This is a genomic window from Aestuariibaculum sp. M13 (assembly GCF_024723255.1).
Classification (GTDB): Bacteria; Bacteroidota; Bacteroidia; order Flavobacteriales; family Flavobacteriaceae; genus Aestuariibaculum; species Aestuariibaculum lutulentum.
This window is the reverse complement of record NZ_JANIAC010000002.1, coordinates 233,451-256,297: the sequence shown is the minus strand read 5'-3', so window position 1 is coordinate 256,297 and position 22,847 is coordinate 233,451. Positions and strand designations below refer to the sequence as shown.

Here is a 22,847-nt window from a genome sequence, read left to right as displayed (position 1 = left end):
ATACAGTTCTTTATTGGCTGAGAATCGCTTATTTGAAAATAATTGTCCGCTAACAAGGAATAATAAAATTATAAGAATCCTGAATTTAAAACACCTATATAAGATTTTGATATTAATATTTTAATTTTAATAGTTTTCATCGATAAGGTGAAAATTGATATTATTTTTGTAATCTATTTCCTTCTCTCTGAGAATCGCGTATTTAAAAATTTCTTAGCCTTTGTACGAAATATGAAAAATATGAGAAGCAGTAAGATTTTGCAATTTCCATAGTTTTACTCAATGCAATTCTGTGTTTTTATAGTAAAAATTAATTATAATAAAATCAAATAAAACTCCATCTTTTTAATTGGTTTTAACAATATGTCAAAACAAGGTCATTGGTCTATAAAATAAAGCATTTCATATATTTTAACTTTTGGTTTATCTATTACCCATGGAAAGTATTTGCTATATAGTTACCTTTGTATATTCATTGCTTTTTCAAAATAAAAATTTAACCCTAGATATTATTTACTATGGCAACCGAAAAACAAAAGTCAAATTTATTTGGTTTCACTTTAAGAAATTCCATAAAACGACTTTTAATTATAAGTTTCAGTTTATTGCTATTAATTGTTGTATTACTTGCTGTTTCACCTTCAATTATTCGAAGTCAGCTTGAAAAAAATGGCAAAGAATGGGTGGGTAGAAAGTTAACTCTTAATGATTTATCCATAAACTATTTTACATCAACAGTGAAGCTTTCTGGTGCCACCATGTATGAAGTAAATGACCGGGATAAATTTGTTTCTATAGATAGTTTAATTCTGGATGTCGATCCATTGGAGTATTTTTCATCCTCAATAGTTGTTGAGCAATTATATATTAAAAATCTTTGGGTAAACATTTCTCAAAAAGACTCTATTTTTAATTTTGATGATTTAGTTGCTTTTTATACTACTGAAAATAAAAAGGATACCGTTTCTATACAGAAAACCAACGATGATGAAGCTTATTTGTTTAGTTTATCGGATTTCAGGTTAAATGGCGGAACTTTGGTGTATAATGATGAAGCTCACGAGGTTACTCAAACCTTAAATAATTTATCATTTTATTTGCCTCATGTCGAATGGGGAAGAGGCTCCAGTAATATGGATGCTTCCTTTAAACTTACCGAAGGAGGACGCTTTGGAATTGCTTCAAAGTTTGACTCTAAAAAAGGAGACTATTTACTTCATGTAGAGATGGATAGCTTAGATATTTCAACATTTAAACCATACACAAAAGACTATTTAAATATAGGAGGACTTAAAGGTTTAGCCTATGGTAAAGTTGATATTTCGGGTAATATAAATACTGTTAACACACTAACTATTCAGGGAACATCATCCTTAGAACATTTTGCGTTATCTGATGTTTCCGGGCGTACATTTTTAGGTGCCAATAAAATAGTTTGTCCAATAGAAAAGCTAATGCCAATGCAATCTTTATATCAATTAGGAGATATAAGTATTCAGGCTCCGGATGTTGATTTTGAACTGTTTAAAGACTCCAATAATTTTTATAAGTCTTTCGGTTTAGACGAACCTGAAACAAATGAAAAGCCTCCCGTTTTGTCTGAAAATCACGAAGAAACACCATTGCGTTACAGTATAAAATCTTTACATGTAAACGATGGAAAACTAAAATTTACAGACCACACAACGTCATCACCTTTTGTTTATAATTTTTCTAAAGCCAAGATGGATTTTAACGAAATAAAAAGTGATTCAGACTGGGTAAACGGTAAAGCTTCAATGGTTTTAAACGAACGTGGACAATTAGCTGCCGATATTGGCTTTAATCCTAATGATGCTGCTATGAATATGAAGGTTAACTACGTGATTTCTAACTTCCAGCTTAGCGATTTGAATATATATTCTATGGAATATACCGGATATCCAATTCTTTATGGAGACATGTATTATAAAGGCATTATAGATATCGATCATGGCAAGCTTAATCTGGAAAATAAATTAATAGTACATAACGCCGAAGTTGGAAATAAAAAGGGAAGTCCGTTTTACAATTTACCTTTAAAAGTGGCTCTATTTATTTTAAAAGATAAAGACGGTGTAATAAATATGGATATTCCAGTACGAGGCGATTTAAACGATCCTCAAATAAATATTAAAAAAATTGTTTGGAGTACTTTTGGTAAGTTTTTAGTAAAAACAGTAACCTCGCCTTTTAGAGCTTTATCCAACCTTATTAATGTAGATCCCAGTGATATTAAGGAAATTAATTACACTTATATGGACACTACGCTTGTTGGTAAACGTGAGCATCAGCTTAATTTACTTCGTAGATTAGAAAAAAGCAAACCCGGTTTAGATATAGAATTGGTGTATTTTAATGATAAAACCAAGCAACAGGAAGAAATAGCTAAGCAATTAGAACTTTTAGATACAATGAAAGTGGATTCCATTTCAAAAGCATTTGATTCGGTTCGAGTGGCAAGTATTAAAACGTATTTGGCTAAACAGTCTAACGACAGCACAAAGATTAAAATTACATTACCTTCATCTTCAAATTTAAAAAATATTGGAGCTCAGCCGGTATTTGAAATTAAGTATAAAATGGAAGGTCAGGAACAGCAGGATTTTGAAATAGAGGAAGAGTAATTTATTTAAAAATATTTTAAAATGTCTCGATAGCGTGTCTTAAAGAATAACTATTTAAATCACCAATACACTGAAGACTGCCGTCTTTTGAGATAAGAGGAAATACAGGGTATAATTTGGTTTTGATGGTTTCAATTAGCTCGTATGTTTCATCGTTAAATACATGTATAAGTTTGTTGTTTTTTACAGTACCGTAAAGCTTACCTTTATTATCGTACTTAAAATGATAATATTGATATCCCGTTATTTTGCTTAACTCTGCCAATAAACTTAAATCTTTGATGCTAAGGACTCTGCCGTAAAATGTGGAAATAAATTGCGAATTATCATTTTTAAAATGAAGAATGCTTTTATCTAAATAACTTGTATGATTAAGTACGGCGTCTGTTTCGTATAATTTTTTAATATTTTCAAAATCACTTATATCATATATCGTTGCCCAGAAATGAGGATAATGGTTACTTATATTTAAAAATTTATTGTCTTTCAAATCTATGGAAAACACAAAGTTTGTTGAATAATATGAGCCCACCGGAATTGTCTCTCCGCTATCAATTTTAAAGCAATTCCAAGTTTCTTTGTCATTAAAATGAATTTCGTTATCTCTAAACCCAAAAGATTTTAACTCATCAATAATAGGAAGATTATAAGTTATTGTCTTACTATAATCATTAGTATTTAAGCCATTTATAACTCCATAAATACTTCCTACAAATATATTTTCATCCTTAATAATGAGTTTATCGAGATAATTATAGCCTTTTTCAAAAGTGACATCCATTTCTATAGCATTCGTATTCATATTATAACGAAATACATCAAGATTAGAACTTTTGGTTAAAAAATGATAATTATCCAGATTCGTTTGATCCTGAACTATGTGATTAGGAACTCTTTCCAATTTAACAATATTCCGTTCAAAAACAGCTTCATCAGACTCTACATTAAAATATTCATTACCGCTTTCATTTTCTATAAAATAATTAATCTTTATAACATAATGTAAGTTTTCCAAATAAGGTACATCGTTATCGGTAAAAGAAGTTTCATTAGAAGGTAAATTTGCTATCAATTGCCCTCTATTAGAATTATCGGCATCACTATCAGTACTGTATCTGTAAATGCTTAAACTTGAAATAATTGCGCTGTTGAAACGTTCTATACTCCAAGAAATATCTACCTTATTTTTAGACGTGGTAAAAGACGTAATTTCTATTGCAATAGAATCTTGAAACGCTTTATTATCTGGTGAGCTACAAGACGCTAACAAAAGAAAAACTAAGAAACGCAGGATATTAGTTTTATAAAATTTCATTGAAAAAACCATCTTTTAGTTTAAAGGTGTAATATTTAGCACTATGCTGTGCCGAAAAGTAAATGTTATTATTTAAGACAAAAAACTTATGATTACTAAGAGGTGCAAAAATAACTTGAGTAGTTGTATTATTATCGTAAATATTATAAATATAAGTTCTGTCATTAACAGTATTACCAGCACATATAATTTTGTTGTCTTTAGGAAATAGCATTCCTCCACTATATGGACCAATCATTAAATTAAGGTCTAAATTTTGATTTAGTTCGTAGGTACCATTAGGATAGCCAAATGTTAAGTAAAGATTTCCGTTATTAAAAATACGATTATAAACCTGACTATCTAACCAAATATTATTGGCGAAATCATCATTATTAACTTCTTGCCACTTATCTTCATTACTTGAATAAACAAATTTTTTATTAGACGGAGTTGTTTGGTCATTCTCATAGGAGTTTCCATTAAAGACATATAAATAATTTTGAAAAGCAAACATACTGGCTCCTCCCAGACTTTCATGAAAAGGGAGAGATAATTTCTTTTCAGTTAAATCATCCAAATTTAATTTTGTAAGTTCATTATTATTAACTCTATCAACGCCTTTATATAAATAAACCGAATTTATATTATCGAATATAACTTCGTTTAGATAACCGCCATAACTAAAACTTTCAATTTTAGTCCATTTTTCTGTATTAGGGGAAAATTCAAACAAATCAACCTGATATCCAAATTCCTGAGGATCATAATAATCTACAGTAAATGCGTAGGCTTTATTATTGTAAGTTATAATGTTGAAATTAATATTTGCTAATTCTTCTACCATAATACTTGAATTAGTAATAGGTAAATGTAAGTCAAAATTAACTGTCATTCCTGCAGTTGTATATGTTAGAGTTTTCATTTCAAACTCGTTAAAAGGGCCAATAGGTGAGTCTACAATTAAATTACTATTGTCTGAAAAATAATTACACAATATACCATCTACATAAACATCTCCAAAGTCTTCATCTGGATTAAAATTAGCTCCGGTTAACATGATTTTTTGTCCAAAATAAGAGATGTTTTCAGTAAGCAGTTTACTTATTTGAGGTCTTTTTAGTGTTAAATCTAAAGACGATAAGACGCTTTGCAATTGCGAGGTTACTTCTATCTTTAAATTGGAGTCTGTAATGGCATATGGAATGTAAACTTCAATAATATTATAGCTAACTGCAAAAATTTCAGCTTTTACATTGTTAATACGGACGTCCACATAGTCTTTGTTAATATCAAAATTTTCTCCTCTAATTATTAATTTCTCGTCAAAGGTTATTTCAGCACTACTGTAACTTTCAATTTTAGGAGGTTTTAAATTAAAAACTTGATTAATAATATCTTCATTACTAACCAAATCTATAACTCTAATTGTAGGATTATGTTTCCCCAATGACCTAGGAACACGAACTCTTATTTCTGTAAATGAAAAATATGTTATTGGGGCCTTTTCTAAATCGAAAAAAACCTGAAGTTTATCCCATTCAAAATTTTCTCCTTTAATGGCTATTTCCTCGTCAAACACACCACTTAGTTCAATTTCAGTTACTATTTGAGATTTTACTTCTTCAGAATTATTATCGCAAGAAATAAAAACCAAACAAATAAGACATAGTATTAAATTTATGTCTTTTAAGAGGAGTTTCATTAATTATGTTTTTTTGAAAGATTTAACTTATATAAAAAACAAATATATAAGAATAATATGAACCTAACAGTTATAAATAAGGGAATAAATGAAATGACAGATACTTTTAATTTTTTACGTTACTATACTTAGATTTAATCTGCGCACCCTTTTTAGCCCATTTATAAAAGGGAACACTAGTTCCTGTCAAAATAATACAACACGCTAATAAGAAAATATTTCCAGGTGTTGTAAATGTTTTTCCTGTTGTGAAAACAGTAAGAATTAATAAGACGGATAATGGCAATGATAGAGCCAAAATGGATAAGGCGTAATCTGTATCGAATGTGTTTTGTTTTACTTTTAAACTAATTTCCTTAGAAGTAATACTGGAAATATGTGCAAAAGGCCAAAAACTGCAGGCACTTAGCGAAAAAACAATTATAAATAACACATCGTCATGAACATTGAGTTTAGCAAATGCCACTATACTAGCCACTAACAAAAGTGTGACGCCATATCTTAACATAAGTAGCGAAAATATTTGAATAAAAGATTTGCTTTTAATTTTTACCGCAAGTCCTATAAAAAGTAAGACCATAGGAGTAAGTAAACCTGCCAGCCTGTTTAAATTATCTTGAAGAAATAATGGCAAATCCGACATAGAAATTCCAAATGCTAAAAGCAATAATGCGATTATTATTAAAATATTTACAGGTTCAAAAAACATGACTTTAGCCAAAGACGTCATTTTATCTTTTAGAGATTCTTCATTGTTTTTATTGTTTCTGTAATACCATTTTATAGCAATTATATACAATACAAAAAGAACAAAAAATTTATTCCCTAAATCAGCCATGGCAGCTTTGGCTAAGTATGAATTTCCTAAAAATTCAAAAATAAACGGAAAACAAGATAACCCGGGAGCTAAAGAAGGTATAAGTAATTTAGCTGTTTTAATTTGAGATTCATTCGTAATATCTAGAAAGATTAATAATACAGGAGTAACCAAAAACAAGAACAGATTAAATCCTAATGCTAAAACAGGTAATAATATTAGGTTTAGCTGTAAATCAATCTTTAGGAGTGCTATAAAAATAGTAGCGGGAAGTGCTAATAACAGTATTATTTTTTTTAACCCATTTAGTTCTTCACTGTTTGCGAATTTTTTCTTTAATAAAACTCCAACAAGAATAAATAAAATGAAAGAAACAATTTTGGTAAGAGATTCAGTCATTAAGCAAATATTTCATCCATAGCATTGGTAAAAAGTTTCATTTCATCCATAGTTCCCATACTAACCCGACACCAGTTTTTCCCCCAGAATGTAAATGCCCTAACGCCAACCTGTTTACTGTATATTTTTTCTAAAAATTCTTTACCGTCCATGTCTATTTCAAAAATCATAAAATTGGTTTGAGAAGGCATATAGTTAAATCCTTTACGCTCTAAATAAGCTTTTGTATAGGAACGAGCCTCAGCTATTTTAGTTTTAGTCATTTCTAAAAATTCAGACCCTTTTAAGCTTGTTGTGGCAGCCATGATAGAAGGACCGGTAATACCCATACCACCTCTAGTGATTTGATTAATTCTATCAATCGTTTCCTCTTTTCCTATTAAATAACCTATCCGCAAACCAGCCATTCCGTGTATTTTAGAAAATGTTCTGGCTACCATAACATCCTTTCCTTCACTAACCAAGCTAACCATACTATCCTTTAAACCATTATCGGATAATTCAATATAGGCTTCATCAACAAAAACAGGAACTTTTTCAGATACTTTACTACAGAAATTTTTAAGTTTTTTAGCATCGGTTATAGAGCCTGTAGGGTTATTTGGATTACATATATAGATAAGTTTAGTGTTCGCATCAATAGCAGAATTCATTTCTTCTAAATCATGCTGATAATCTTCAAGTAATTCAACAGACTTCCATTGCCCTCCAAACGATTCGGAAACATTTATTAAAGACATGTAACTCGGATCGGCACTAACAACATTTCCACCATGCTGAAAGAATACCATAGCTACTTTCTCCAAAATATCAGACGACCCGGGAGCCATTAGTATTTGTTCAGGTTTTACATTTTCTTTTTTGGCAATCATTTCAATCAGATTGTTAAGTGTAGACCAAGCATACCTGTTTCCAGAAAACACTTCTTCCTGGAAAGCTTTAGCCGCAAGGGGAGGAGGTCCATAAGGATTTTCATTAGCTCTTAAAATCGCTTTGAGTTCAGATTCAAATAAATCAGGAGGCGTAAATTCATTAAAATTGTTATCGGTACTATATAAAAAAGTACTGTTATTAGCTTGCGCCATTTTCACAGATTCTGCCCATACATCAGATGGTACCAGTGCCATTCCTGCTAATGATAAAGATCCCTTTTTTAACCAATCTCGTCTGCTGATTTTTGTGTTTTTCATTTTTTGAAGCTTATATTTAATTGCTAATTTAACATTAGATTACGTATAATTCATGATAAATATTACCTAAAAAGTATATTTAATTAACTTTCATTAATGAATTAGTTGGTTTTTATTGAGAAAAATGTAAAATAAAAGCTATCAAAATTTTGATAGCTTTTATACCTAATAAACCAATTAAACTACAAACAAATTATTCTATAGGGAGTATAACCGTATCGATTACGTGAATAATTCCGTTAGAAGCAGAAATATCAGCTGCCAGGATGTTTGCTGAATTTCCGATAGCCATAATACTCAAGTCTGGATAAACATTAAAAGTAGCTTCGGGTAATAATGTTTCAATCGTGCGCATGCCATTTTTTGGAACTACGCTGTTTGATGCTCTACGACCTGTAGTTACGTGATATTGTAATACACTTAAAACAAGTTCAGCATCTAAATCGGTAATTCCTGTAATTTCTAATGCGTCATACAAAGCATTAAAAGCGTCATCATTTGGAGCGAAAACAGTGAATTGATCCTTTCCGTTTAAAAATAAATCAACCAAACCTGTGCCAAGTTGTTCATCTACATACATTAAAGCAGCTACCAACTGCGTAAAACTTCCGTTATCAATTGCAATTGCAGCTATAGGATCTGAACCCTTTTTGGGCGCAGCTTTAGCTGTACTGTAACTTGAATTAGCCTCAATAATTTCATAAAGAGACACCGATGAATCATCTTGCATGGTAGAAATTTCTTCTGAATTACAAGAGAACATAAAAAAGATTAGGGTTAAACAAATGACGATTTGGGGAGTTAATTTGTAAAATCGTTTCATCACTTATTTGTTTTAGTTAATACGCTAAAATTAAGCAATTTATTTTATTTGTTCAAGTTTTTTTAAAAAAAATTAAACAAAATTAACAATTCAAATTTTAATCTATATAAAATCAGCTATATAACAATCTGTACCAACAGAGTTCAATGATCAAATATATCAAGATAAAACACATATGATTTATAATATGAATTTCAATTTAATTTCTTATTCAAACGACAAGGACGTTCATTTATCGTACATTAATAAGAATTTGAAAATTAAGGATTTATTAATGACACATTAAAAGTTTTGATTGTCATGACTGGAAAACTAAAATAACACAAAAGAACTATAATTTATATTATGTAAAATAGAATATTTAAAACTACTCTATTTCAAGGGTTTATAAATTATTTTTGTTTTTTTTTACATGTCAACGTCTATAATCAACATCTTATCGTAATTAATAGCAAAACAACAAACTTTAATTATGAGAAAAATATCATTAGTAGTATTATCTGCGATTTTATTATCGTCTTGTGTTTCTAAAAAGAAATATGTTGCTTTAGAAACAGAAAATGGTCAACTTAAAAGTGAATTAACCAAAACAAGAGTTGAAAACGAAGAATTAGAAGCTAAATTTGCCAAAATTCAACAAAGAGTTGATGAGTATAACAACAAAATTAATTCATTAACCGAAGAAAGTAACGCCAAAATGGTAAACGTTGATGGTGTTGTTATGAGTGAAGATGCTAAAGTTAAAATGCGTGAAACACTTAAAAATGTGCCTGCAGAATATTTAGTTGGCGCCACTACCCTTAAAGATTCAATGAATGCTGCCATTGCCTACAATATTAAAAATTCAGCTAACGATATTGACGAAAGTGATGATATTGCTGTAAAAGTTGAAGAAACTGTAGTAATGATTTCTATTTCAGATAAAATGTTATTTAAATCTGGAAGCTACAAAGTAACAGATAAGGCTGATGCTATTTTACAAAAAATTGCCGATGTAATCAATTCTGAAGAAAGCTTAGATGTTATGGTTGAAGGACACACCGATGATAAAAAGATGGTTGAAAATGCAGCTGTTAAAGATAACTGGGATTTAAGTGTGTTACGTGCAACATCTGTTGTTAAGCGTTTACAAAACAATTTCGCTGTAGCTCCTGAAAAATTAATTGCAGCTGGTAGAAGTTTTTACCAACCTTTAGTTGATAATGATTCTGCTGAAAACAGAGCTAAAAACAGAAGAACAAGAATTGTTATTTTACCTAACATCGATAAGTTTTTTGCACTTATGGATGCAGAACAATAAAAAATATCTCTCTATTAATCCATTGTAAAAAAAGCTGTCTAATAAGGTTTAGACAGCTTTTTTTCTTGTTTAAGATTTCGTTAATTTTAGATTAGAAAAGTCTTAAATCTTTATTAAAAAACCCGCCATTACTCAGGTTAAGCCTTTTTATCTGTTATATTTGTTAGCCTAAAAAATTGCTTTTACCATGAAATCCAAACCAAAAACAAAATCTGAGAAATCCAGATGGCAACTATTACACCAGTATTATAGTTATACCGGGTTTTACGGTTTTGTTTGGAATGCTGTAAAAAAAGCACTACCTTATATTGTTTTAGCTGTTGCGGGAATTTATATTGTAAATCATTATTTTAATATTAACGATTTACTGGTTCAACTTACAAAAACACTACCTGTTTACGGAGTATTAAGCTTCTTTTTTATTTCCGAAACTTTGTTAGGATTGGTTCCTCCAGAAATTTTTATAGCCTGGGCAGGAAAAATGTATGCGCCTTGGGGATACCTAGCTTTACTGGCTATTTTATCGTATTCTGGCGGATTAGTTTCTTACTACATAGGCCGGGTTATCACTAAAATTCCAGCTATTCATAACTACCTGGAAGATAAAATGGAAAAGCAATTAAAAAACTCCAAAAAATGGGGTGGTTTCTTAATTGTTGTTGGAGCCCTACTTCCACTACCCTTTTCAATTTCGTGCATGGCAGCAGGAATCATTTCTTTTCCGTTCAGAAATGTAATGCTTTTTGGCTCATTGCGTTTACTACGCTTTTTAATCTATGGAATAGTAATTTTCCATGCGTTTTAAAAAAGTCTTAAAGTAACGCTCTATGTCATCATTGTGCATTATTTTTACAGGCAAAAATTTACACTATGTTTTCATTGCTTAACATTTTTAGAATCGTTGCCTTTTTAGAAGGTCTGTCATACATTCTATTACTTTTTATTGCTACACCTGTAAAATACATGCTAAATGAGCCTCAGTATGTTAAATTACTGGGCATGCCTCACGGTTTACTATTTATAGGGTATATTGTTTTAACTTTTTTAATTAAACCTGATTTTAGCTGGAATGGTAAGCAATTTTCATTTATTCTATTTGCTGCTATTTTACCTTTCGGAACATTTTATGTCGATAAAAAATATTTAAAACCTGCTCTTTAATAATGTTTCAAAAAGAAACTGAAAATATTATGGAAACCACAGGGTTAGATCTAAAACACTGGCTTTACGATCATTTTGTATCATTAGGTCTAAGCGAAACCAATGCTAAATTTTTAAACATGTTTGCGTTGCTCTTAGCTTTAGTGGTACTGGTTTTTATTATAGACTTTATTATAAGAAAGTTTTTAAGAGGGTTGTTTACGCAATTCGCGACCAGATCGAAAACAAATTTCGATGATCTTTTAATCACAAATAAAGTCCCGAGAAATATTGCCCACATCATTCCGCTACTTATCACTTTAGAGTTTGTTCCTTTAGTGTTTACCGATTTTCCTGATTTTGAAAATTTCGCAGAAAAAACATTACAGGTTTTTGCAATTGTTTTAACCTTATGGGTAGTTCGAAGCTTTTTAAATACTATTAAAGACTATCTAAAAACGCTGCCTAATTTTAAAGACAAACCTATTGCGAGTTATATTCAGGTGTTTATGATTTTTGCCTGGGTTATTGGTATATTTTCATCTTTTGCAATTGTTACAGGCATTCCATTTTATAAATTCATAACTGCTTTAGGAGCTGGATCGGCTGTCGTTATTTTAGTATTTAGAGATACAATTTTAGGGTTTGTAGCCAGTATTCAGGTGTCTATAAACGATATGGTTCGTATTGGCGACTGGATTACATTTGAAAAATACGGTGCCGATGGAGACGTTATTGAAATAAGTCTGGCAACGGTTAAAGTTCAGAATTTCGACAAAACTATTACAACCATTCCAACCTACGCTTTAATCTCCGATTCTTTTAAGAACTGGCGAGGCATGACAAGTTCTGATGGTCGTCGTATTAAACGTGCCCTTTACATCAAGCAAAGTGGAGTGAAATATTTAGATGACACAGCGGTTGAAAAATTAAAAGGCATTCATTTAATCACTAGTTATTTAGAAAGCAGACAAGAAGACATTAAGTCGTTTAATGCTTCTCACAATATTGACAAGTCCATTTTACTAAACGGAAGAAACCTGACAAATTTAGGGGTGTTCAGAAAGTATATAGATTCATACCTTAAGCAACATTCTGCCATCAATAAAGATATGATGATTATGGCACGCCAATTAGCACCAACAACACAAGGTATTCCTTTAGAAATTTATGCGTTTAGTAGTGATAAACGCTGGGAAAACTACGAGTATATTATGTCTGATATTTTCGATCACCTGATAGCGGCACTTCCTTATTTCGATTTAGAAATTTTTGAATTGCCAAGTGATTCAAGTTTTAAAGGAAACTAAAATTGTTATGCTGAATTTATTTCAGTAACCACATAAAAAAAAGGTGAGTTCATAAGAATTCACCTTTCTGTTTTTATATAGAATTGATAGCTTAAATATTTGCTGCTAACCAGTCTCCTACTTCTTTAGTTCCGTAAGCTTTTCCGCCGTCAGCTAAATCTTCAGTTACAATACCTTCAGCTAAAGCTTTATTAACAGCATCTCTAATCGCTTGTCCCTCTTCAGGTAAATTAAACGCCGTTTCGAACATCATGGCTGCAGACAATACCGTTGCCATTGGATTAGCAATATTTAAGCCTGTAGCTTGTGGGTATGACCCGTGAATAGGCTCAAATAGCGCGATATCAGCACCCATAGACGCCGAAGGCATTAATCCCATAGATCCTGAAATCACAGAAGCTTCATCGGTTAAGATATCACCAAAAAGGTTTTCTGTAATTAGAACATCGTAACTGTTTGGCCACTGTACTAAACGCATCGCAACAGCATCAACAAACTCGTAGCTTACTTCAACCTCTGGATAATCCTTTTCCATAGCCTGAACCGTTTCTCTCCATAAACGTGATGTTTCTAAAACGTTAGCTTTATCTACACAACACAATTTTTTAGAACGTGTCATAGCTAATTCGAAACCTTTTTTAGCTAAACGCTGCACTTCTTCACGTGTGTATACACAGTTATCGAAAGCTGTTTCACCTTCGTCTCTTCTTCCTTTTTCACCAAAGTAAATACCTCCCGTTAATTCGCGTAAAAACACTAAATCTGTACCTTCAATACGTTCTTGTTTTAAAGGCGATTTATCTAATAACGATGGAAATGTAAAGGTTGGACGTACGTTAGCGAATAAGCCTAATTTTTTACGCATCTTTAACAATCCTTGCTCAGGTCGTACAGGAGCCGATGGATCGTTATCAAATTTTGGATGCCCGATAGCACCAAATAAAACAGCATCTGAAGTTGCACAAACTTCATGAGTTTCGTCCGGATAAGGTTCTCCTACGGCATCAATAGCTGCAGCTCCAGTTAAAGCCGGTCTCCAGGTTATTTCATGTCCAAATTTTTTAGCAACTGCATCACTTACTTTTACTGCTTGTTCAATCACCTCAGGTCCAATTCCGTCACCTGCTAAAAGTGCTATATTAAATTTCATTTATTTTGTATTCTTAGTTAGTAATTATATTCAACATTTTTTCTGTGGCTTTAATTGCAGATACCGTTTGATCGGAATCCAGACCACGTGTTTTAAATTCATTTTTACCGTTTTTCCAGGTAATAATGGTTTCACACAACGCATCAGAATGACTTCCCGGAGGAATACGCACAGCATAATCTATCAAATCCGGAAGATTTTCGTCACGCATATTATAGATTTTATGCAATGCTTTCATAAACGCATCAAATTGTCCGTCACCAGAAGCGTTTTCCTCGTAAGTTTCTCCATCGATAGTAAGAGATACTGTTGTTGATGGTTTTAAGCCCTTAGCATGCGTTAAAACATACGAATTAACCTTAGTGTGTTCTTCGTATGAATAGCTATCTAAAACGTCCGATATGATATAAGGAAGGTCTTCTTTGGTAACCACTTCTTTTTTATCCCCCAACTCAATAATACGCTGAGTAACTTTCTTTAAATCCTCATCATTAAGCGATAAGCCTAATTCCTGTAAATTCTTCTGAATATTAGCTTTCCCTGAGGCTTTTCCAAGCGCATATTTACGTGTTCTCCCAAAACGTTCCGGCATTAAATCGCTGAAATACAGGTTCTTTTTATTGTCACCATCAGCATGAATACCAGCCGTTTGTGTAAATACATTTGCTCCAATTACCGGTTTATTGGCCGGAATCATAATACCAGAAAAGTTTTCGACCAGTTTGCTAACCGTGAATAACACCTTCTCGTTTACACCAATTTCAATAGTCGGCATAAAATCATTAATCATAGCAATGGTGCTCGCCATTGGTGCGTTACCTGCACGCTCACCCATACCATTTACTGTAAGATGCAAACCATCGGCACCAGCATTTAAAGCAGACATCACATTAGCAACACTTAAATCGTAATCGTTGTGCGCGTGAAAATCGAAATGCAAATCCGGATACTTCTCCTTGATTTCTTTAACGAACTCATACGATTCAGGAGGTGTTAAAATACCTAAGGTATCAGGAAGCATAATACGGTCTACATTCTGTGTGCTTAAAAACTCTAAAAACTCAAAAACATAGTCTTTAGAATTACGCATACCATTACTCCAGTCCTCCAAATAAACATTTGTTTTAATACCTTTGGAAGTGGCTAGTGAAATGGCTTCTGAAATTTCTTTAAAATGCTGATCTTCAGTTTTTTTAAGTTGATAAGTTAAATGATTTAATGAGCCTTTAGTTAATAGGTTTTGAACTACTGCTCCTGCTTCAATCATCCAATCGATAGAAACACCTTTATCCACAAAGGTTAAGACTTCAACTTTACTCAAATAGTTATTGTCTTTAGCCCATTTTGTCACATTTTTAACCGCCTGAAATTCGCCTTCAGATACGCGAGCCGATGCTATTTCAATACGGTCTACTTTTAATTCTTCTAAAAGAAGTTTAGCGATGGTGAGTTTTTCTGAAGCAGAAAACGACACTCCCGAGGTTTGTTCACCATCGCGGAGTGTCGTATCCATTATTTCAATTCTTTTAGATGCCATGTATTATAACGGTAAAGTTTCAGCGAATGCTTCTATTTCACCTTTCATGCTTTGTAAATAATCGATATCATCAAAGCCATTTTCCATATTCCCTTTTTTGTAGCTATTAATATCAAAAGATTCCTGAGCGCCAGTAGAAAGAATAGTAATAGTTTGTGTAGGTAGATTTACTTCAATTTCCGTTTTAGGGTCGTCGTAAACTGCTGTAAAGATTTGCTCTAAAAATTCCGGAGATACCTGCACAGGTAAAACCCCAATATTTAAACAGTTATTTTTAAAGATATCAGCAAAGAAACTCGATACCACACAACGGAATCCGTAATCGTAAACCGCCCATGCCGCGTGCTCTCTTGAAGATCCGGAACCAAAGTTCTTTCCTCCTACTAAGATTTTACCAGTGTAAATAGGATTGTTTAAAACGAAATCTTCTTTTGGAGTATTATCTCCATTGTATCGCCAGTCGCGGAATAAGTTATCACCAAATCCTTCACGCTTTGTTGCTTTTAAGAAACGTGCCGGGATGATTTGATCTGTATCTACATTTTCTAACGGTAATGGTACCGCAGTGCTTGTTAGTATATTAAATTTATCGTAAGCCATTTTAAATTCTAATTTTTGTGTTTAATCCTTGATTTAATCGATTTTTAATTCAATGATTATAATAATTCTCTTGGATCGGTTACTACCCCTGTTACAGCAGCTGCAGCAGCCACTAAAGGAGATGCTAATAAAGTTCTTGACCCAGGTCCCTGACGTCCTTCGAAATTTCTATTAGACGTACTAACCGCATATTTTCCAGCAGGAATTTTATCGTCGTTCATTGCTAAACATGCAGAACATCCTGGTTGTCTTAACGTAAATCCAGCCTCAGTAATGATATCTAAAATACCTTCTTCTTTAATTTTATCTTCAACTTCGTGCGATCCTGGAACTAACCAAGCCGTTACGTGGTCGGCTTTTTTACGTCCTTTTACAATAGAAGCAAAGGCGCGGAAATCTTCAATACGACCGTTTGTACAACTTCCTAAGAAAACGTAATCGATTTTCTTACCAACCATAGCCTCATCTTCATGGTACCCCATGTAATCTAAAGATTTTTTAAATGTAGCTACACCACCTTCTACAGATTCTGCTGTTGGAATGTGTTTAGAAATACCGATACCCATACCTGGATTGGTTCCGTAGGTAATCATTGGTTCGATATCTTTTGCTTCGATATTGATTTCCTTATCAAAAGTAGACCCTTCGTCCGTTTTTAAAGTTTTCCAATAAGCAACTGCTTTATCCCACTCCTCGCCTTTTGGAGATAATGGTTTATCTTTTAAGTAATTGAAAGTCGTTTCGTCTGGAGCAATCATACCGCCACGTGCACCCATCTCGATAGATAAATTACACACCGTCATACGGCCTTCCATAGTCATATTTTCAAAAACATCACCTGCATATTCTACAAAATAACCTGTTGCGCCAGATGTTGTTAATTGTGAAATAATATATAACGCAACATCTTTTGGCGTCACCCCTTTACTTAATTCGCCATTTACGTTAATACGCATTTTTTTAGGCTTAGGCTGCATAATACATTGTGTAGACAATACCATTTCTACCTCTGAAGTCCCAATACCAAAAGCAATAGCACCAAATGCACCGTGCGTAGAGGTGTGTGAATCTCCACAAACAATCGTTGCTCCTGGGAATGTAATTCCGTTTTCAGGACCTACAACGTGAACAATACCGTTCTTTTTGTGTCCTAATCCCCAGTGACTAATACCATATTCGTTAGAGTTTTCTTCTAAGGCTTTTAACTGATTTGCAGATAACGGATCTTCTACCGGTAAATGCTGATTAATTGTTGGCGTGTTATGGTCTGCTGTAGCAAACGTACGCTCTGGGTATAATACTTTTAATCCTCTATTTTTTAACCCAAGAAATGCCACAGGACTTGTAACTTCATGAATAAAATGACGGTCTATAAAAAACACATCCGGACCACCTTCAATTTTCCTAACCACATGTGAATCCCATACTTTGTCAAACAATGTCTTGCTCATAATAATATATCTCTAATTTTAGTTTTAAATCTTAGTGAATGATGTTGGTTAATGAAGTTCAAATAACCAAGGCAGACAAAGTTAATAAATACTCTAATTTTTTCAGCATTTACCAATACATATGGCGCATCGTTGTGATATTTTTATAGGATTATTAGCGAAGCTGAAAAAAATCGATAATTTTCTAACAGAATCGTAAAATTGCTTTAAAATTTTAAAGCGCCACAATCCGTAATCTACTTCAACCTGTCGGCTACATATTCTACTTCGGTCTTTCCGTGTGGTTTTGCCTTGCCGTCTGGCCCTAAATTTACCATGACTATACTGGAAATAGTAATAATGGTTTCATGGGTCATTTTATTACGAACCTCACAACTTAAGACTAAGGAGGCTTTACCGAATTTCACGACTTCCATACCTATTTCAACAATATCGCCTTGCTTTGCCGAAGCTTTAAAGTCGATTTCACTCATGTATTTGGTAACCACTTTTTGGTTTTCCAACTGAATGATAGTATATAAAGCAGCTTCTTCGTCTATCCATTCTAAAAGACGCCCTCCAAACAAGGTGCCATTTGCATTTAAGTCTTCGGGTTTAACCCATTTTCTAGTGTGAAATTTCATAATTATATATTTTTAAAGTTAGAATAACGACTGCTGGTCATTGTCATTAGGAATTTTCAAATTGTATCCCAATTCTGAATTCAGCTTTTTAATAAAATAAGCCGATAACAAAGGGGATTCTTTTTCGATGTTCTGATGAATAAAAAAATCTATTTCTTTTACTCCTTGCTCTGTCCAAAGTTTCAAACGTTCTATCCAGTCATCTAAACGTGCGTAATCACTTGGATGATTTGCTCCAACATAACGCACAAAAGCTGTGGCATTGGTTAAACGCATATGTATTAAATCGCGTCTTCCCGCAGTATCGACAATGACATTTGAAATATTATTTGCTTCAAGCAATTGGTATAATTCATCAGCAACTCCATTATCGTTATACCAATCTGTATGTCTGAACTCCATTGCTAATGGTATTTCCCTAGGCCAGGTTTCAGCAAATTTCACAACCCTATCAAAATCTTTAGGCGCAAAATTATTATGCATTTGTAAAAATATGGTTCCTAATTTTTCTTTCAGGTTCGCCGCATTAATTAGATAATGATTAACCACATCTGTGGTTTCCTGCAAACGTTTCCAATGGCTAATCTCCTGATTTAGCTTTGGGAAGAACTTAAAATTATCCGGTGTTTTATTATGCCAGGTTTCAAATTGTTCGGCTGGAAATATTCTGTAAAACGTAGCGTTTAGCTCAATTGAATTAAACTGAGACGAATAATACGCTAATTCATCCTTGGTACCCCGCGGATAAAAGCCTTTCAAATCAGCTCTATTCCATTTGGCACAGCCTACATAGATTTCAGGAATATTATCGTCTTTAAATTTCTCTAAAGTTTTCTTAGTTTCCGGATGGTCCGGAGGTAAACTAAAGTCAATATCCTGTGGATTTTCAACACTTCCAAACTTCATTTTTTCTTCTTAAATCAATTTTGGAATAAAGATAAAAAGATCATTTGTTAATAAAGTCGTTAACAATTATAATTTACTATACAAAATCAAGCTTTTTAATTTTATAGTTTTAGTAAAACTCTTATAATTATGGATACTAGACAGATTAACTTGACAAAAATTCGTCCTGAATTTAAAACCACTACAATTAACGACAATATGAGTAGTGACGAACGTTTTCAGAATTTAGTATTGCGCCCTATTGTGAAATTTCAGAACAATTTACTAAACGAAGTTTTCCTGAATTATGTTGGCAAACATAAAAATGTGTTTTACAGCTTGTCGATTGAAAAGCGTATTGATTACATTGAAAATGCTATTATTAAGGATATGAAATTTAGGAACTCCTTAAAAGGAATGATTATTGGATTGTTTACGGTTGAAGAATATGTAATCTATATTCAAAATTCGTCTGCATTAAATAAACGCATGATGAATTTGGTAAGACAACGCCTAATTGACAATGTTCAGCTTTTTGAAAAACCAGAAATTCTAAAAGCTATTTAAAGCAAACTTTCCCCGTTTAAATTAGTAGTAAGCACATCGCTCATATAATTAAAATATGGGCGAATAGCTTTAAATGCCAAGCCAACATCATCTATAAAACCTTCGTCTAAAACTTGTGCGTCAGTATATTTTCTAATAAATATATATTGTTTTTTCTTTATTAAATCGATGTTTTCATGATCTTTGCTGAAACCTTTAGGAGCAGTTTTGACTTCATCTCCAACAAGCGCTCCCCAATTATTTTTAAATTTTTCGTCTTTTAAAATAGCTCTCATCTCACTGGCATCCATTTCAAACTCCTTGCGAATACGCAGTAAATCTGCTGGGTTTGGCTCCCAAAATCCTGTAGCTATAAAACTTTCGTTGTTAGGCTGAATATGAACATAATACCCACCTCTCAACTGTGGTTTCACTCTATGAAATGCACCTCCAAAATGTGTTTTATATGGCAATTTGTTTTTAGAAAAACGCACATCACGATAGATACGGAAGATTTTTAGTTTATCAACCTCGTCGTGTGTTTTTAACGTTTCTAAAACGCTATTGTAAAACCCCTTAATATCTTTCTCGACCGCTTTAAATTCCTTTTTGTGTTCATTAAACCAATCTCTGTTATTGTTTTGCTCTAACTGTTTAAAAAACTTAAATACGTTTGCAGATACGGTTTTCATATAGATTGGTTTTTAATTAGAAGTCTAAATTACAAAAGGAGTTTCGTTATTCAAATTCTATATTATTTAGAATCAGCCCTGATGCTGGAGCGATATATTCCATTTTCACAAAAACATCTTGTTGCAAACTGTATTTTATATCTTCCAGAGTTAATTTACCTTTTCCTAAATCGATTAAAGTTCCCATCATGAGTCGGATTTGATTACGCATAAATCCTTTTCCTTTTACTCGTAATACATACGATTGCTTTGGGAAATAATTGGCGGTGTAAATATTGTTTTCTACAATTTCACAGGTCATGATTTCACGATTATAAATTCCGTTATCAGTTGGTTTAAAGCAATACGATTTAAAGTAATGTTCCCCTTGAAACAGTTTTGCACCTTCCTTCATTAATTCAATATCTAAATCATCAAGAATAGTTGTCATGATTGGCGCGCAAAACGGATGACATTTTTCTCCAAACGTAAACAGATATAGGTATTCCTTTGTTTTTGAATGATTGATAATATTAAATTTAGCATCAACTTCCGTAATATCTAAAGCACGAATATCTTGTGGTAAATTATAATTAAACAAATTTAAGAACGCTTGCATGTCCTCCAAAGGTTCAGCTAAAAATAATTCGAATTTGGCACATTCCGCAGACACCATGGCATCGGTTCTACCTGAGCTTAAACTTTTAAAGGTTTTACCTTCTAAAATAAAATTCAAAGTGCGATCAACCATTAAATGCAGGGTTTTTACATCTGGTTGTTTTTGCCAGCCGTGAAATCTATAACCCAAATATTGAATGGTGATAACGTAAAAATGCTTTTTCATTATTGTATTTAATCCGCGAGCAAAGTAAACTTATTTTATTAGTTATGGCAAAAATTTTCTAAATTGTATAGTGTAAATACTAACTAACAAACCGATTATTATGACAAATTTAAAACAAAAGCCTCCTTTCTGGTTTTGGGTGGTGAGTGTTATCGCCCTTTTATGGAATCTCATGGGCGTTGATCAATATATTGGTCAGGCTTACAAAACAGACCGCTGGAAAGCATCAATGACTTCAGAACAAATAGAATTAGCATCCACACTACCTTCATGGTTAACAGCCGCTTTTGCCATCGCAGTATTCACAGCAGCAATTGGCAGTTTGGGTTTACTATTAAGAAAGAAAGCTTCTTATTCGTTACTCGTAATTTCTTTAATTGCAGTAATTATTCAAATGGGGTATTTTCTAATCAACGGCTACACAGATCACATAGGCATGACGATTAGTATTATTGCTTTTGCCGTATTTTTGGTTTGGTTTGCTAAAAAATCCATTTCAAAACATTGGATTGTTTAATCAAGAATCTCAATAAATAAAAAAGGCATTAGAAATTCTAATGCCTTTTTTATTTTATTTATGCCTCCCTTTTAATTGGGCTTCAATATCTTTTAAAGTGAAACCTTTTGCTTGTAACAACATTAAATAGTGGAACAACAAATCAGCTGATTCGTACAGAAACAACTCATCATTATTATCCATAGCTTCAATAACCGTTTCTACAGCCTCCTCTCCTACTTTTTGAGCCACTTTATTAATCCCCTTTGCAAACAAGCTTGCTACATACGATTTGCTGGTGTCTTTGTTTTCAACGCGCTCTTTAATCACATCTTCCAGAGTTGAAAAAAATCCGTAAGAAGACTGATTTTCTTCTCCCCAACAGTTATCTGTTCCTTTGTGGCAAGTTGGTCCATCAGGATTCACTTGAACCAACAAGGTATCATTATCACAGTCGTTCTTAATAGAAACAAGGTTTAAAAAATTACCGCTTTCTTCTCCTTTCGTCCAAAGGCGTTGCTTACTTCTACTAAAAAACGTAACCTTTTGAGTTTCTAAAGTCTTTTGATAAGCTGCTTCATTCATATACCCCAACATCAATACCGTTTTTGTTGTAGCATCTTGAATAATAGCTGGAACTAGTCCATTATCATCATATTTTGTAGTCATAATCGCACTTCTATATTATGTTTTTTCAATTCTTTTTTTAATTCAGGGATTGGGATTTCTCCAAAGTGAAACACACTGGCAGCCAAAGCGGCATCGGCTTTCCCCTCTGTAAACGTATCTACAAAATGCTGTACATTTCCAGCGCCTCCTGAGGCAATAATCGGGATGTTTAATTCCTCAGAAAGTCGAGCTAAAGCTTCATTTGCAAATCCGTTTTTGGTACCGTCATGATCCATGGATGTGAATAGAATTTCACCAGCGCCGCGATCTTCAACTTCTTTAGCCCATTCAAATAAATCGATATCTGTTGGAATACTCCCGCCAGCCAAATGTACTTTCCAATCACCATCAATCTGTTTGGCATCAATAGCCACTACCACGCATTGGCTCCCGAATTTATCGGCTAATTCGTTAACCAGCTCCGGGCGTTTAACTGCCGAAGAGTTGATAGATACCTTATCTGCACCACACTGAAGCAAAGCATCAACGTGCTCTACCGAAGAAATTCCGCCGCCAACGGTAAATGGAATATTTACTTGTTCCGCAACACGCAACACCATGTCTAAGGTTGTAGCACGACCTTCTAACGTCGCTGCAATATCTAAAAACACCAATTCATCAGCGCCAACTTCGGCATATTGCTTCGCTAATTCCACTGGATCACCAGCATCACGTAAATCAACAAAATTCACGCCTTTTACGGTGCGTCCGTTTTTTATGTCCAAACAAGGAACTATTCGTTTTGTTAGCAT

22 protein-coding genes are annotated in these 22,847 nt (G+C 33.0%); 7 read left to right on the top strand and 15 right to left on the bottom strand.

Annotated elements, in window-relative coordinates; genetic code table 11:
- Positions 1-518 precede the first annotated feature (518 nt).
- Positions 519-2,645, top strand: coding sequence for a DUF748 domain-containing protein (locus NO995_RS08250; RefSeq protein WP_258227091.1), 2,127 nt, complete (start codon positions 519-521; stop codon positions 2,643-2,645).
- Positions 2,646-2,661: 16 nt separating this feature from the next.
- On the opposite strand, the gene NO995_RS08245 is transcribed toward NO995_RS08250, so the two are convergent.
- The 5 genes from NO995_RS08245 to NO995_RS08225 all read right to left on the bottom strand — a co-directional run bounded on the left by NO995_RS08245 (position 2,662) and on the right by NO995_RS08225 (position 8,873).
- Positions 2,662-3,960 (bottom strand): hypothetical protein, encoded by a 1,299-nt coding sequence (locus NO995_RS08245; protein WP_258227090.1) that lies wholly within the window; start codon positions 3,958-3,960, stop codon positions 2,662-2,664.
- Positions 3,947-5,644: an IPT/TIG domain-containing protein gene (locus tag NO995_RS08240; protein WP_258227089.1), complete on the bottom strand. Its 1,698-nt coding sequence runs from the start codon at positions 5,642-5,644 to the stop codon at positions 3,947-3,949. Before NO995_RS08240 ends, NO995_RS08245 begins: the two co-directional genes overlap by 14 nt.
- Before the next feature lie 106 nt (positions 5,645-5,750).
- Positions 5,751-6,860 carry a permease gene (locus NO995_RS08235; RefSeq protein ID WP_258227088.1) on the bottom strand — a complete coding sequence of 370 codons (1,110 nt, stop codon included), beginning with the start codon at positions 6,858-6,860 and terminating at the stop codon, positions 5,751-5,753.
- Complete coding sequence (locus NO995_RS08230) at positions 6,860-8,050, bottom strand: histidinol-phosphate transaminase (protein ID WP_258227087.1); 1,191 nt, start codon at positions 8,048-8,050, stop codon at positions 6,860-6,862. The genes NO995_RS08235 and NO995_RS08230 overlap by 1 nt, the downstream gene beginning before the upstream one ends.
- Positions 8,051-8,243: 193 nt before the next feature.
- The gene (locus tag NO995_RS08225) at positions 8,244-8,873 is read right to left on the bottom strand and encodes a fasciclin domain-containing protein (protein WP_258227086.1); all 630 of its coding nucleotides are present in this window, start codon (positions 8,871-8,873) and stop codon (positions 8,244-8,246) included.
- A 472-nt stretch (positions 8,874-9,345) separates the two neighbouring features.
- Here NO995_RS08225 and NO995_RS08220 point away from each other — a divergent pair, with 472 nt between their 5' ends.
- The 4 genes from NO995_RS08220 to NO995_RS08205 all read left to right on the top strand — a co-directional run bounded on the left by NO995_RS08220 (position 9,346) and on the right by NO995_RS08205 (position 12,623).
- Positions 9,346-10,173 (top strand): OmpA family protein, encoded by an 828-nt coding sequence (locus NO995_RS08220; RefSeq protein ID WP_240574962.1) that lies wholly within the window; start codon positions 9,346-9,348, stop codon positions 10,171-10,173.
- Positions 10,174-10,360: 187 nt separating this feature from the next.
- Complete coding sequence (locus NO995_RS08215; RefSeq protein ID WP_258227085.1) at positions 10,361-10,978, top strand: YqaA family protein; 618 nt, start codon at positions 10,361-10,363, stop codon at positions 10,976-10,978.
- 65 nt (positions 10,979-11,043) lie between these two features.
- A complete protein-coding gene (locus tag NO995_RS08210) occupies positions 11,044-11,334 on the top strand; it encodes a DUF3817 domain-containing protein (protein ID WP_258227084.1) in 291 nt (96 codons plus the stop codon).
- Positions 11,335-11,336: 2 nt separating this feature from the next.
- On the top strand, positions 11,337-12,623 hold the full coding sequence (locus NO995_RS08205) for a mechanosensitive ion channel family protein (RefSeq protein ID WP_258227083.1): 1,287 nt from the start codon (positions 11,337-11,339) through the stop codon (positions 12,621-12,623).
- A 91-nt stretch (positions 12,624-12,714) separates the two neighbouring features.
- Here the strand turns inward: NO995_RS08205 and leuB are convergent, their stop codons facing one another.
- The 6 genes from leuB to NO995_RS08175 all read right to left on the bottom strand — a co-directional run bounded on the left by leuB (position 12,715) and on the right by NO995_RS08175 (position 18,890).
- A complete protein-coding gene (gene leuB, locus NO995_RS08200) occupies positions 12,715-13,773 on the bottom strand; it encodes a 3-isopropylmalate dehydrogenase (protein WP_258227082.1) in 1,059 nt (352 codons plus the stop codon).
- Between the two features lie 13 nt (positions 13,774-13,786).
- Complete coding sequence (locus NO995_RS08195) at positions 13,787-15,310, bottom strand: alpha-isopropylmalate synthase regulatory domain-containing protein (RefSeq protein WP_258227081.1); 1,524 nt, start codon at positions 15,308-15,310, stop codon at positions 13,787-13,789.
- A gap of 3 nt (positions 15,311-15,313) precedes the next feature.
- Positions 15,314-15,910, bottom strand: a complete 597-nt coding sequence (leuD, locus tag NO995_RS08190; RefSeq protein WP_258227080.1) for a 3-isopropylmalate dehydratase small subunit — start codon at positions 15,908-15,910, stop codon at positions 15,314-15,316.
- A gap of 56 nt (positions 15,911-15,966) precedes the next feature.
- Positions 15,967-17,361, bottom strand: a complete 1,395-nt coding sequence (gene leuC / locus NO995_RS08185; RefSeq protein WP_258227079.1) for a 3-isopropylmalate dehydratase large subunit — start codon at positions 17,359-17,361, stop codon at positions 15,967-15,969.
- Positions 17,362-17,597: 236 nt separating this feature from the next.
- Positions 17,598-17,984, bottom strand: coding sequence for an acyl-CoA thioesterase (locus tag NO995_RS08180; protein WP_258227078.1), 387 nt, complete (start codon positions 17,982-17,984; stop codon positions 17,598-17,600).
- A gap of 18 nt (positions 17,985-18,002) precedes the next feature.
- Positions 18,003-18,890: a DUF72 domain-containing protein gene (locus NO995_RS08175; protein WP_258227077.1), complete on the bottom strand. Its 888-nt coding sequence runs from the start codon at positions 18,888-18,890 to the stop codon at positions 18,003-18,005.
- Positions 18,891-19,019: 129 nt separating this feature from the next.
- Between NO995_RS08175 and NO995_RS08170 the strand changes: the two genes are divergently transcribed.
- Positions 19,020-19,436 (top strand): glyoxalase, encoded by a 417-nt coding sequence (locus NO995_RS08170; RefSeq protein WP_240574972.1) that lies wholly within the window; start codon positions 19,020-19,022, stop codon positions 19,434-19,436.
- Here the strand turns inward: NO995_RS08170 and NO995_RS08165 are convergent.
- Both NO995_RS08165 and NO995_RS08160 read right to left on the bottom strand, forming a co-directional pair.
- Entirely contained in the window at positions 19,433-20,107 is a 675-nt protein-coding gene (locus NO995_RS08165; protein ID WP_258227076.1) for a DUF2461 domain-containing protein, read from the bottom strand. The two genes, NO995_RS08170 and NO995_RS08165, sit on opposite strands and share 4 nt — an antisense overlap.
- 46 nt (positions 20,108-20,153) lie before the next feature.
- Entirely contained in the window at positions 20,154-20,930 is a 777-nt protein-coding gene (locus NO995_RS08160; RefSeq protein WP_258227075.1) for a tRNA pseudouridine(38-40) synthase TruA, read from the bottom strand.
- Between the two features lie 100 nt (positions 20,931-21,030).
- Between NO995_RS08160 and NO995_RS08155 the strand changes: the two genes are divergently transcribed.
- Complete coding sequence (locus tag NO995_RS08155; RefSeq protein WP_258227074.1) at positions 21,031-21,447, top strand: hypothetical protein; 417 nt, start codon at positions 21,031-21,033, stop codon at positions 21,445-21,447.
- Between the two features lie 54 nt (positions 21,448-21,501).
- On the opposite strand, the gene hisIE is transcribed toward NO995_RS08155, so the two are convergent.
- Positions 21,502-22,095 carry a bifunctional phosphoribosyl-AMP cyclohydrolase/phosphoribosyl-ATP diphosphatase HisIE gene (gene hisIE, locus NO995_RS08150; protein WP_258227073.1) on the bottom strand — a complete coding sequence of 198 codons (594 nt, stop codon included), beginning with the start codon at positions 22,093-22,095 and terminating at the stop codon, positions 21,502-21,504.
- Entirely contained in the window at positions 22,092-22,847 is a 756-nt protein-coding gene (hisF, locus tag NO995_RS08145; RefSeq protein ID WP_258227072.1) for an imidazole glycerol phosphate synthase subunit HisF, read from the bottom strand. The genes hisIE and hisF overlap by 4 nt, the downstream gene beginning before the upstream one ends.